At 61.7% G+C, this 11,525-nt stretch carries 11 protein-coding genes; 2 read left to right on the top strand and 9 right to left on the bottom strand.

The features are described 5' to 3' along the window. Positions 1 to 141: 141 nt before the first annotated feature. The 3 genes from H8S62_RS13165 to fba form a co-directional block, all read right to left on the bottom strand. Positions 142 to 678, bottom strand: a complete 537-nt coding sequence (locus tag H8S62_RS13165; protein WP_186919735.1) for an amidase domain-containing protein — start codon at positions 676 to 678, stop codon at positions 142 to 144. A gap of 42 nt (positions 679 to 720) precedes the next feature. Continuing rightward, positions 721 to 1,266, bottom strand: a complete 546-nt coding sequence (locus H8S62_RS13160) for a hypothetical protein (protein ID WP_186919734.1) — start codon at positions 1,264 to 1,266, stop codon at positions 721 to 723. A gap of 91 nt (positions 1,267 to 1,357) precedes the next feature. Then, positions 1,358 to 2,293, bottom strand: a complete 936-nt coding sequence (gene fba / locus H8S62_RS13155; RefSeq protein WP_155146572.1) for a class II fructose-1,6-bisphosphate aldolase — start codon at positions 2,291 to 2,293, stop codon at positions 1,358 to 1,360. A gap of 150 nt (positions 2,294 to 2,443) precedes the next feature. Between fba and H8S62_RS13150 the strand changes: the two genes are divergently transcribed. Then, on the top strand, positions 2,444 to 3,688 hold the full coding sequence (locus H8S62_RS13150) for a 6-phosphofructokinase (protein ID WP_186919732.1): 1,245 nt from the start codon (positions 2,444 to 2,446) through the stop codon (positions 3,686 to 3,688). Between the two features lie 116 nt (positions 3,689 to 3,804). Here the strand turns inward: H8S62_RS13150 and H8S62_RS13145 are convergent, their stop codons facing one another. Further along, the gene (locus H8S62_RS13145) at positions 3,805 to 4,692 is read right to left on the bottom strand and encodes a LysR family transcriptional regulator (protein ID WP_155146575.1); all 888 of its coding nucleotides are present in this window, start codon (positions 4,690 to 4,692) and stop codon (positions 3,805 to 3,807) included. Between the two features lie 147 nt (positions 4,693 to 4,839). Between H8S62_RS13145 and H8S62_RS13140 the strand changes: the two genes are divergently transcribed. After that, positions 4,840 to 6,105: a cation:proton antiporter gene (locus tag H8S62_RS13140; RefSeq protein WP_155146577.1), complete on the top strand. Its 1,266-nt coding sequence runs from the start codon at positions 4,840 to 4,842 to the stop codon at positions 6,103 to 6,105. A gap of 92 nt (positions 6,106 to 6,197) precedes the next feature. Here H8S62_RS13140 and H8S62_RS13135 read toward each other — a convergent pair whose 3' ends face one another. The 5 genes from H8S62_RS13135 to H8S62_RS13115 form a co-directional block, all read right to left on the bottom strand. Then, positions 6,198 to 6,752 carry a DUF3795 domain-containing protein gene (locus H8S62_RS13135; RefSeq protein WP_155146579.1) on the bottom strand — a complete coding sequence of 185 codons (555 nt, stop codon included), beginning with the start codon at positions 6,750 to 6,752 and terminating at the stop codon, positions 6,198 to 6,200. Between the two features lie 74 nt (positions 6,753 to 6,826). Continuing rightward, the gene (gene pfkA, locus H8S62_RS13130; protein ID WP_155146581.1) at positions 6,827 to 7,816 is read right to left on the bottom strand and encodes a 6-phosphofructokinase; all 990 of its coding nucleotides are present in this window, start codon (positions 7,814 to 7,816) and stop codon (positions 6,827 to 6,829) included. A 96-nt stretch (positions 7,817 to 7,912) separates the two neighbouring features. After that, entirely contained in the window at positions 7,913 to 9,352 is a 1,440-nt protein-coding gene (gene purB, locus H8S62_RS13125) for an adenylosuccinate lyase (RefSeq protein ID WP_155146582.1), read from the bottom strand. A gap of 124 nt (positions 9,353 to 9,476) precedes the next feature. Beyond that, positions 9,477 to 10,667: a pyridoxal phosphate-dependent aminotransferase gene (locus H8S62_RS13120; RefSeq protein ID WP_155146584.1), complete on the bottom strand. Its 1,191-nt coding sequence runs from the start codon at positions 10,665 to 10,667 to the stop codon at positions 9,477 to 9,479. 218 nt (positions 10,668 to 10,885) lie between these two features. Then, entirely contained in the window at positions 10,886 to 11,494 is a 609-nt protein-coding gene (locus H8S62_RS13115) for an ECF transporter S component (protein ID WP_243141830.1), read from the bottom strand. Between the last annotated feature and the right edge of the window lie 31 nt (positions 11,495 to 11,525).

Here is an 11,525-nt window from a genome sequence, read left to right as displayed (position 1 = left end):
CCTCCATCGCTCCTATTTTTGTATAGCTTCGTTTGCTCATAACAATACCCCCTGATGTAGTTCTATTATCCTACATCAGGGGGCATTTTGTCATTGTCCGTTTTTACTGGGGCTGTTCATTTACGGTTGGATGGCGCTTTTTTACGCCGATGGCTGCGATTTCCCCTGCGGTAGGGGCGGATAGGCACCCAAAATGTGCAGAAACCGTATCTCCTGAAAGTAATAAGTACTCAGCGGGCGGAAATCCGCGTCATAGGAGTGGGCGGCGATGAGCGTATTCTCCAGCGTGGGCGGATTCCCCATGGCCACGATGATGGGGGTGTGACCGAACACCTCTTTATTGAACCGGAGCTGTACAAAATCTCCCGGCTCCAGCTGCTCCAAGGTGGTATCGACACCAAAGGGACCGGGCGTCTGCCCTATCCGGGTAATGAAGTTGTAGAAATACTCTACCCCGGTCCACGAGGGCGACTTCTGGTTGGCATTGATATAATACCAGCCGAAAACGGGCTCAAAATTCATCACACCCGTCCCGGCGTAGAGGCATTGTGAGGCGAAATTGGTACAGTCGCCCCCGATTTCCTCATAGTCATAGAAGGCCGGGTTCCGGCCGAAGGCCCACTTGTGGGCGTAGGCTACGGCGGCCTTGCGGTCATACGGGATAACAGCAGACGACACAGTGCACCCATCCTTTCGTCTTCTCACTGCGTCATCCTATGCTCAGCGGAGCAGCTTTGCAACCTCGGTTTCGGGCAGTGTCCGGCCCAGAATGGCGCGCAGGGCGGCCGCAGGGTCGTCGCAGGACCGCGCCGGCGGAGCCTGAGCCTCCCACGCCTCCGCCGTGCCGTAGAGGAGCGTGGACCAGTTCTCATTGAGACGGCGGCCGCTGCGGATTGCGGTAATATAGAGGTGCTCCATGAGGAAGTCGAAGGCTTTCGCGTAGGTCCTGCCGTCCAGCTGGGAGAGCCGCTTCAGTTCCCCGGTCTCCAGGGGCGGACTCCCCCCCAGAACGGCGTGGAGCGCGGCGGCGTCCGGGGGCATGGGCCGCCTGGCGCGCAGCTGTCTGAGGAGATGGTAGACCTCCGGAGAGAGATAGACGGTACGCCTGCGGTATACCTTGGCGGTAAACAGGCCCTGCCGGTCCAAAAGAGCGGTCATATCCTGCCAACAAAAGCCCAGGTCGTCCAGAGCCGGCAGATAGGGATTCACATTGCAGCCGATGATTCCCATTGCGTTCAAATACTGCTCCAGGGCGTCGGCGCTCATAATCTGACCTTCTTTCTGTAATAGTCGGAGAGGGCCTGCATAAAGACGAAGGGGAGAAGGTCTCCCCTTCTCCCCTTCTGAATGTGCAGTTTTAGGCCTTGCCGGCGCAGCCCAGCACGTCGGTGATCTTGTGCTTGACGAGCTCCTTGATGTTGGCGCGGGCGGGCTTCAGGTACTCGCGGGGGTCGAACTTGTCGGGATGCTCAGCGAAGAACTGGCGGATGGTGCCGGTCATGGCCAGGCGCAGATCGGAGTCGATGTTGATCTTGCACACGGACAGAGAGGCGGCATGACGGAGCTGGTCCTCGGGCACGCCGATGGCGCCGGGCATGTTGCCGCCGTTGTCGTTGATCATCTTGACATACTCCTGGGGCACGGAGGAAGAACCGTGGAGCACGATGGGGAAGCCGGGCAGGCGCTTGGAGACCTCCTCCAGGATGTCGAAACGGAGCTGGGGCTTGGTGCCGGGCTTGAACTTGTAAGCGCCGTGGCTGGTGCCGATGGCGATGGCCAGGGAGTCGCAGCCGGTCTTGGAGACAAACTCCTGGACTTCCTCGGGGCGGGTGTAGGAGGAGTTCTCGGCAGAGACATTGACCTCGTCCTCCACGCCGGCCAGAGCGCCCAGCTCGGCCTCGACCACCACACCGTGGTCGTGGGCGTACTCCACGACCTTCCTGGTGATCTCAATGTTCTCGGCAAAGGGCTTGGAGCTGGCGTCGATCATGACGGAGGTGAAGCCGCCGTCGATGCAGCTCTTGCAGGTCTCAAAGCTGTCGCCGTGGTCCAGGTGGAGCACGATGGGAAGGCCGGTCTCGATGACGGCGGCCTCCACCAGCTTAATGAGATAAGTATGGTTGGCGTAGGCGCGGGCTCCCTTGGAGACCTGAAGAATCAGGGGGGCGTTGAGGTCCTTGGCGGCCTCAGTGATGCCCTGCACGATTTCCATGTTGTTCACGTTGAAGGCGCCGATGGCGTAACCGCCGTCGTAAGCCTTCTTAAACATTTCCGTAGATGTGACCAAAGGCATAGGAAACATCTCCTTTCAAATTTTGCACCATGATTCTATCAGTTCTGATTGATAATTGCAAGAGTATATGCTAGAATATTTCCGCAGAAATAGAATTTATCTCAGACTTATCGCAAAAACAGATCAAAACTAGAGAGGAAGTAAATTGTTATGAGTGAACTGAGAGGCGCGTGTATCATCGGCCAGTCCGGCGGCCCCACCGCTGTTATCAATTCCAGTGCACTGGGCGTCATCGAGACCGCCCTGGATTCCGGCGTAATCACCCGTGTTCTGGGCGCCGCCCACGGCATTAAGGGCGTGCTGGACGACAAGCTCTACGATATGGCCCAGGAGGACCGCGAGGAGCTGAGCCTGATGCGTTACACGCCCTCCTCCGCCCTGGGCTCCTGCCGCTATAAGCTGGCTGATCCCGACAAGGATGACACCGACTACAAGCGTATTCTGGAGATCTTCAAGAAGTACGACGTGCGTTACTTCTTCTACAACGGCGGCAACGACTCCATGGACACCTGCAACAAGATCTCCAAGTATATGCAGAAGGTGGGCTATGAGTGCCGCGTGATGGGCGTGCCCAAAACCATCGACAACGACCTCAACGGCACCGACCACTGCCCCGGCTTCGCCTCCGCCGCCAAGTTCATCGCCACCTCCTGCATGGAGGTCCACCGTGACGCCCACGTGTACGACACCGGCATGGTGACCGTGGTAGAGGTCATGGGCCGCCACGCCGGCTGGCTCACCGCCGCCGCCGGGCTGGCCACCTGGGCCGGGTACGGCCCCGACCTCATCTACCTGCCCGAGACCGACTTCGACATGGACAAGTTTATCGCCGACGTGACCGCCATCTACAACAAGACCGGTAAGTGCATGGTGGCCGTGTCCGAGGGCATCCACTATGCCGACGGCCGCTTCGTCTCCGAGGCCTCCACCTCCGCCACCGACGGCTTCGGCCACGCCCAGCTGGGCGGACTGGCCGTGATGCTGGCCGAGGTCATCAAGGAGAAGACCGGCGCCAAGGTCCGCGGCATCGAGCTCTCCCTGCTCCAGCGCTGCGGCTCCCACGTGGCTTCCGCTCGGGACATTGAGGAGGCCTATATGGCCGGTCAGGCCGCCGTGGAGGCCGCCGTGTCCGGCGAGACCGATAAGATGGTGGCCTTCGACTGCACCCGCGAGGGCGGCATGTACGAGTGCAAGATCGCCCTCAAGCCCCTGGACATCTGCGCCAACTTTGAAAAGAAGGTGCCCCGTGAGTGGATCAACGCCGCGGGCAACGGCATAGAGCAGCCTTTCATCGACTACGCGCTCCCCCTGATCCAGGGCGAGCCCACCGGCCCCAAGAATTCCTCCCTCCCCCGCTTCGCCACCCTCAAGAAGGTCCTTACCACCGATATGTAAGCGCAAGATGAAAAAGTCCTCCGGCTATCCGCCGGAGGACTTTTTTGCCGCCAGGCCGCGCAGGGGTGGCAGCGAAAGCCGCCTTGCTGCGCGGACATCGGGAGATATGTCCGCATTCAGTAGATCCGCGCGTAGATCCGCGACAGCTCCTCCAGCAGGTCCAGGTGGGAAAAATCGTGGTGGTAGACCATGTTGATCTCCCGGGTCATGTTGGCGTTTTCAATGGGGACCGCCGCCAGACGCCCGGAGCGCAGCTCCTCCCGGCAGGCGCTGTGGGCGATGACGGAGACCGCCAGATTCATGGAGACCAGATTTTTAATCATGGCGATGTTGTCCATCTCCATGATGACGTTGAAATTGCTGATGGTCTCCCCGTGGCTCATGAGAAAGCTCTCGAAGAGCACCCTGGTCCCCGCCATCGGCGGGCGGAGAATCAGCTTCTCCCGCTTCAGCTCGCTGAGCAGGACGCTCTGCCGGGCGGCGAAGGGGTGCTCCGGCGCGACAATCAGGCAGAGGTAGTCGGTGTCCAGCAGGACGGAGCGGTAGCGGCTGTCGGGCAGGATGCCCTCCACAATGGCCAGGTCCAGCTCGTAGAGTCCCAGCTTTGTATAAAGATTTTGAATGGTATCAGTATAAACATTAATGTGAGTTTGGGTGTGCTCGCTGCAGTAGAGGGCCAGCACCTGGGTCATCAGGTTCTCCCCCGCCGTCCGGGTAATCCCGATATTGAGGTGCCGGGTCTTGGTGCGGTGATCCTCCAGCGCCTGACGGCAGTTGTTTTCAATGGCTGTGATACGCCCGGCATATTTGAGCAGAATCTCCCCCTCGGGCGTGACAGACAGGGACTTCTTGCCCTTTTGAAAGATTTTAATGCCGAACTCCTGCTCCAGCTGCCGGATATGGTGGCTCACGGCAGGCTGGGTCAGATTCAAGGCCTCCGCCGCCTTGGTGAAGCTGCCCGTCTGGACCACTGTCAGCAGTGTCTTGACTTTTGCATCCACCATGGGTCCCGCCTCCTTCCTGCTCAATATAAATACTATTTATGATAATCCAATATATTATAATTTGATTCTATCACACTGGCTTCCTATAATCAATATGGTAAAGGAGAGGGCGCCGCCTCCCCTGTGCTCAGAAAGGAAGTCATCGCTATGCTGCATCTCGACGCACTGAACAGCCCTGCGGCTGAAATCATACTGTCGCTGTCCATCATGCTTCTGGCCGGGTTCCTGGCGACCAGGCTGACCCAAAAGCTCCGGCTGCCCAATGTGACGGGGTATATCCTGGCGGGCATTGCCGTCGGACCGTATGTCCTGGGTCTGGTCCCCGGGAGCGTGATCGACGGGATGGACTTCGTGACAGATATTGCACTGGCCTTCATCGCCTTCGGAGTAGGCCGGTACTTCAAGCTGGAGAAGCTGAAAGAGACCGGGGCCAAGGTCATCGTCATCACGCTGCTTGAGGCCCTGGCGGCCTTTGGCGCGGTCACCGCCGCCATGCTGCTGGTATTCCGCCTGCCCCTCCCCTTCTGCCTCCTGCTGGGGGCCATCTCCTCCGCCACGGCCCCCGCGTCCACCATCATGACCATCCGGCAGTACCGGGCCAAAGGGCCCTTCGTCAATCTGATTGTGCAGATTGTGGCGCTGGACGACGCGGTGGCGCTGGTGGCCTTCAGCATGTGCAGCGCCATGGTATCCGCCGTGGACGGCGCCGGTGCCGTGAGACCCATGACCCTGCTCGCACCCCTGCTGTGGAGCGCGGCGGCCGTTTTGGGCGGTGTTCTGGCCGGGCTGCTGCTCCACGCCCTGGTGGACGGCAGCCGCTCCAGAGAGCACCGTCTGGTGCTTGTCATAGCGGTTCTGCTGGCCATCACGGGGCTCTGCGCCATAGTGGACATCTCCCCCCTGCTCGCCTGCATGGCCGTGGGGACCGCCTATATCAACGCCGGTGGGCGGAAGCTGACCTTTGAAGAGGTGAGCGACGCCACGCCGCCCATCCTGCTCATTTTCTTCGTCCTGTCCGGGGCGCGGCTCCAGGTGCCCATGCTGGCCACCGCGGGGCTGATTGGCGTGTGCTACTTCTTCGTGCGCATCCTGGGCAAGTATCTGGGCGCGTGGGCAGGCTGCGCGGTCTGCCGCACCCAGGCCTCCACGCGCCGCTGGCTGGGTCTGGCGCTGGTGCCCCAGGCCGGGGTATCCATCGGCCTGGCCGCCCTGGCGGAGCGTATCCTGCCCGGCCCTGAGGGGCTGATGGTCTCCACCATCATCCTCTCCTCGGGTGTGCTCTATGAGATGGTGGGGCCCGCCTGCGCCAAGGCCGCGCTCTTCCTCTCGGGGACCGTGAGGAAACAGCCGTCGGAAGAGGAGAAGCCGGAGGAGGCCGCCGGGGAGGACAGCGGATATCCGAAGGCAAGCTGAACATGAACCCCCCGCCCGGAATGCATTCCGGGCGGGGGGTTCATGCCGTGCTGCGCGTCAGGAGCGCCGCGCCCGGTTCAGGCTGTCGGCGCCTATTTCTTTCGGTTCAGCTTGAGAACGACGCCCCGCTCTGCTGCGGCGGCTTCAAAGAGCTTTACAGCCGCGGCTGCGCGCTCCTTGGGGGTCAGGGCGTCGGGCGCGGCCTCCCGGGCCAGGCGGGACAGGACCGCGTCCGTGTCCTCCGGCTCCAGCAGATTCACCGCCAGGCAGTAGAAGCTCTTTTTCCGCCCGTCGTTGTAGTGCGCCAGCAGAAAGCGCAGGCGCCGCTCCTTCTCGCCCAGCGCGGCGATATAGCGCTCCAGCCCGTCCTGTCTCGCCCTGGCGAAGTCCCGCTTTACGCTGCGGTAGGTGATAAAGGAGTCGTAAGGCTCATCGGCCTTGCAGCGGGGGCAGGGGTAATCCTCGCACTGGAAGCAGTACTCCACGCCGTGCTCCGCGCCGCAGCGGGTCAGCGCACAGGTGGCGTGCCCCGCACCGCCGCAGCCGGGGCAGCCGGGTTTGCCGTCGTCCCGGTGGTACATGGGGCACAGGGCGCAGTTGAGCCCGCAGGCCGCGTACTGCGGGTAGGTTCTCCATTGCTCCTTCATACGCGTCTCCTCCTGCATATTTGAAAAAGCGCCGGGGAGTCTGATATCCCCCGGCGCTTTTGGTATCTGATCCGTTACTCCGCGGCGACTCCGGTGAGGGCCCTGAGAACCCGGTAGGCATTCTCATCGATGCCCTTCCTCATGGCGAGGGCCTCGTTGATATCGAAGTCCACGTACTCGCCGTCCTTGTAGGCGACGACCCGGTTGGACTTGCCCTGGGCCAGCAGATGGACGGCGTTATAGCCCATATATGTAGCGACCATGCGGTCCCGGGCGGAGGGGGACCCGCCCCGCTGCACATGGCCCAGGACAGTGACGCGGGGGTCCAGGCCGGTGGCGTCCCTAATCTTGGCGGCCACGTCGTAGGAGCTGCCCACACCCTCGGCCACGATGACCATGAAGTGGGTGCGCCCGCCCAGGCGGGCGGCCCGGATAGGCTCCACCACGTCCCGCTCAAAGTCAATCTCCTTCTCGGGGATCAGCACGGCGGTGGCGCCGCAGGCCATGCCCACATAGAGGGCCAGATGGCCCGCGTGGCGGCCCATGACCTCCACCACGCTGCAGCGCTCATGGGACTGCATGGTGTCCTTCAGCTTATCGATGGAGTCCAGGGCAGTGTTGCAGGCTGTGTCGTAGCCGATGGTATAGTCGGTACAGGCGATGTCGTTGTCGATGGTGCCGGGCATGCCCACCACGGCCACGCCCTCCTGGTTGCAGAACTCCATGAGGCCCCGGTAGGTGCCGTCGCCGCCGATGCCCACAATGCCGTCCAGCCCGAAGAGCTTACAGGTGGCGGCGGCCTTTCTCCGGCCCTCCTCCGTGCGGAACTCCTCGCTCCGGGCGGTGAAGAGGGTGGTTCCGCCGTGGGCGATGAGGCCGCTGGTCTGGACAAAGTCCATAGGGATGATGTCCCCGGTGATGAGGCCGTTGAATCCCCGGCGGACGCCCAGGCACTCAATACCCATATGCATCGCCGTGCGGACCACCGAACGGATGGCGGCGTTCATTCCGGGGGCGTCGCCGCCGCTGGTGAGGACGCCAATGCGCTTGACCGCGTTGTGCATAGTAAAAGACCTCCATAATGATAGAAGATATGGCCGGAGAAATCCCATGCCCGGCAGAGTCAGGCGTCCCCTCTGCGCAGGGGCATTCCGGATTGCTCAGACCTTCAAGTCTGCGTTTTTGCCCAGGGCCGCCCCGGGGTATTTCTCCAGCACGGGGGCCACGTCTGCCGCCAGGAACTCCTCCACCTGCTGAGGGCAGCGGCCGATATAGCGGCCCGGCTCCAGGTGGGCGGTCAGCTCCTCCCTGCTCATGCCGAACATGGGGTCCCCGGCGATGAGATCGATGAGGTTGTTCGGCAGGCCCAGGTCCTTCACATTCCTGCCCGCCTCCAGCGAGTGGACCCGGATGCGCTCGTGGAGGTCCTGGCGGTTTCCGCCCCGCTTCACCGCGTCCATCAGGATATTTTCGCTGGCCATGAAGGGCAGCTCCTCCAGCACGTGCTTCTCAATGACCTTCTCATGAACCACCAGCCCGGAGGCAACGTTGGCGTAGAGATTCAAAATGGCGTCCACCGCCAGAAAGGCCTCCGGTACGGAGAGCCGCTTGTTGGCGGAGTCGTCCAGGGTGCGCTCAAACCACTGGCTGGCGGCGGTGACGGCAGGGTTCACGGCGTCGGCCATCACATAGCGGCTCAGGGCGCAGATACGCTCGCAGCGCATGGGGTTGCGCTTGTAGGGCATGGCGGAGGAGCCAATCTGGCTTTGCTCAAAGGGCTCCTCCACCTCCTTGAGGTGGCACAGCAGCCGCATGTCGGTGGCGAATTTGCTGGCCGACTGCGCGATGCCGGAGAGAGTGGACAGCACGCCGTAATCCATCTTCCGGGAGTAGGTCTGGCCGGAGACGCTGACCACGCCGTCAAAGCCCATCTCGGCGGCAATTTTGGCCTCCAGGGCTTTCACCTTTTCGTGGTCGCCCCCGAAGAGCTCCAGGAAGCTGGCCTGGGTGCCGGTGGTGCCCTTGGAGCCCAGGAGCTTCAGGGTGGAGATGCGGTGATTCACCTCGTCGAGGTCCATCAGCAGCTCGTTCATCCAGAGTGTGGCGCGCTTTCCCACCGTCACAAGCTGGGCGCTCTGGAAGTGGGTGAAGCCCAGGGTGGGCAGGGCCTTGTACCGCTCCGCAAAGGGAGCCAGGGCGGCGAGCACCCGTACCAGCTTGTCCCGGACCAGGAGCAGGGCCTCACGCATGAGAATTACGTCGGTATTGTCCCCCACGTAGCAGCTTGTGGCGCCCAGGTGGATAATGGGCATGGCGTTGGGGCAAATCTCCCCCCAGGCATGGATATGCGCCATCACGTCGTGGCGCAGCTTCTCCTCCCACCTGGCGGCGCAGGCGTAGTCCACGTCGTTTGCATGGGCCTCCAGCTCGCCGACCTGGGCCTGGGTCACCGGGAGGCCCAGCTCCATCTCGGCCCGGGCCAGGGCGATCCAGAGTCGGCGCCAGGTGGTGAATTTCTTGTCCGGGGAGAAAATAAACTGCATCTCGCCGCTGGCATAGCGGGAGGAGAGCGGACTCTCATAGACGGCCTTGTCGCTCATGGAGTAACCTCGTTTTCATCGGTATGGGGACGCTGTTCGACGCCTGGCTTTATCTTTTCACGTTCGGTAACAGAATACCACAAAAGCGGGGTCGGCACAAGGCCAACCCCGCTTCGGGCATTCGTTATTCTGTAAGAAATTTGGCGAGCCGGGCCAGGCCCTCTTTGATATTGTCCATGGAGCAGGCGTAGGACCAGCGGACGAAGCCTGGCGCGCCGAAGCTGGTGCCCGGCACCACGGCCACAAGGCCCTTCTTCAGGAACAGGGCGGCAAAGTCCTCGGCAGACTCGATTTTCACACCGTGGAGGGTACTGCCCAAAATGTCCTTCAGGTTCATCATCACATAGAACGCGCCCTCCGGCTTGAGGCAGCTCACGCCCGGTATGGCGTTCATCCCCTCCACCATGGCGTTGCGGCGCGCCTCAAAGGCCTGGCGCATGGTCTCTATCTTGGCCTGCGAGCCGGTGAGGGCCTCCACGGACGCCTTCTGGGAGATGGCGCAGGGAGAGCCGGTGGAGTGGCTGACATAGTTGGCCATTATTTTGGCGATCTGATCGTTGGCGCAGGCGTAGCCGATGCGCCAGCCGGTCATGGCGTAGGACTTTGAGACGCCGTTGACGAGGACGGTCAAGTCCTGAATCTCCTCCCCCAGGGACGCCAGTGAGACGAACTCGCGCCCGTCGTAGACCAGGCCGTAATAGATCTCGTCGTCCACCACATAGATCTCGTTTTTCACGCAGAGCCCGGCGATGGCCTGTAGCTCTTCCCTGCCGTACATCATGCCGGTGGGGTTGGAGGGGTTATTAAGAATCAGGGCTTTGGTTTTGGGGGTGATGGCGGCGGCCAGCTTCTCGGCGGTGAGCTTGAAGTGCTCCTCCTCGGTGGCGGTGACCACCACAGGCACGCCGCCCATCATCTGAATCAGCTCGATATAGCTCACCCAGTAGGGCGCGGGGAGAATGACCTCGTCGCCGGGGTTAACCAGCGCGCGGAGGGCCAGGTATACCGCGTGCTTGGCGCCGCTGGCGGCCACAATCTGGCTGGGCTTATAGATGAGGCCGCAGTCGGCCTTCATACGGTCGCACACGGCCTGGCGCAGCTCCACCGTGCCGGCGGCGGGTGTGTAGCGGGTAAAATTCTGCTCAATTGCGGCTGCGCCCGCCGCCTTTATCTCATCCGGGGTATTAAAATCAGGCTCACCCGCGCCGAAACCGATCACGTCCACGCCCTCGGCCTTCATCTGCTTGAACAGACTGTCGATGGCCATGGTGGCGGACGGCTGGATGGCGCTTGCGATGCGGGACAGCTCTTTCATGGTGTTTCTCCTCCCAGTATTCCCTCAGCGGGCAAGGGCAGCCGTCTGTCGGCCGAAGGAAAGCTCAACTAGAAACATTATATGCGGCGATATGCAATATTGCAAGCATGAGATTGCACACCAGGCGCAATTCTCCAAGTTTCGATTTTACGGCGGATTTTCAGGAAAAAAGCTGTGCCTTTTAAACAAAAGACACAGCTTTTTGTATGGATTCCAATTCAGGCGCGCCGGTTGGGCATGGCCTTCCGCGCGTGGATGATGCGCACCACAACAGGGCTGAGCACCATGTTGACGCCCAGCTCCAGAACGAAGTTGACCCCCACCAGTCCGGTCAGGATGTAGGTGGCGATATCGGCCCCGGCCCCGGTGGCCCAGGAGACCAGCACGTCATAAAACAGGAAGTAGAGCGCCAGCAGAAAGAGCCCGGTATTGACCACCGGACTGACGACGGCTGCCGATATGGCCGCCGCCGTCGTGCTGCGCCGAGACAGCGCACGGTAGACGTCCCCCGCGGCGAGGCCCGCCAGAACGCCCTTTCCCAGGCACACCACGGCGGTCAGGAGCGGCTGGGCATTCCAGAGGACGGCCCCGCCCATGTCCCAGCCGAAAATGCAGGCCACCAGCACGACGAAGCCAAACACGCCGCCCAGATAGGCGCCGGATTTCGGCCCGTAGATCGCCGCGCCCACCACGATGGGGATCAGGGTCAGCGTGATGGAAAAGGGGCCGAACTTGACAAAGGTGCCGATGACTTGCAGGACGACAATGATGCCCGTAAAGAGGGCCAGTCCCGTCATGCGCTGGGTCTTGCTGTGATTCATGATCATGTGAAAAACCTCCTGCTCCCGCTCCTCACTC

The sequence above is a fragment of the Lawsonibacter faecis genome (assembly GCF_014287675.1).
Classification (GTDB): Bacteria; Bacillota; Clostridia; order Oscillospirales; family Oscillospiraceae; genus Pseudoflavonifractor; species Pseudoflavonifractor faecis.
Note: the sequence above shows the minus strand (reverse complement) of the source record. Positions and strands in the feature narration are given on the sequence as shown.

Excerpts from the sequence above, each read along its gene's own strand:
- H8S62_RS13160 (WP_186919734.1), bottom strand. The coding sequence starts at position 1,266 with ATGAGCGCCGACGCCCTGGAGCAGTATTTGAACGCAATGGGAATCATC.
- fba (WP_155146572.1), bottom strand. The coding sequence starts at position 2,293 with ATGCCTTTGGTCACATCTACGGAAATGTTTAAGAAGGCTTACGACGGC.
- H8S62_RS13150 (WP_186919732.1), top strand. The coding sequence starts at position 2,444 with ATGAGTGAACTGAGAGGCGCGTGTATCATCGGCCAGTCCGGCGGCCCC.
- H8S62_RS13145 (WP_155146575.1), bottom strand. The coding sequence starts at position 4,692 with ATGGTGGATGCAAAAGTCAAGACACTGCTGACAGTGGTCCAGACGGGC.
- H8S62_RS13140 (WP_155146577.1), top strand. The coding sequence starts at position 4,840 with ATGCTGCATCTCGACGCACTGAACAGCCCTGCGGCTGAAATCATACTG.
- H8S62_RS13135 (WP_155146579.1), bottom strand. The coding sequence starts at position 6,752 with ATGAAGGAGCAATGGAGAACCTACCCGCAGTACGCGGCCTGCGGGCTC.
- pfkA (WP_155146581.1), bottom strand. The coding sequence starts at position 7,816 with ATGCACAACGCGGTCAAGCGCATTGGCGTCCTCACCAGCGGCGGCGAC.
- purB (WP_155146582.1), bottom strand. The coding sequence starts at position 9,352 with ATGAGCGACAAGGCCGTCTATGAGAGTCCGCTCTCCTCCCGCTATGCC.
- H8S62_RS13120 (WP_155146584.1), bottom strand. The coding sequence starts at position 10,667 with ATGAAAGAGCTGTCCCGCATCGCAAGCGCCATCCAGCCGTCCGCCACC.
- H8S62_RS13115 (WP_243141830.1), bottom strand. The coding sequence starts at position 11,494 with ATGATCATGAATCACAGCAAGACCCAGCGCATGACGGGACTGGCCCTC.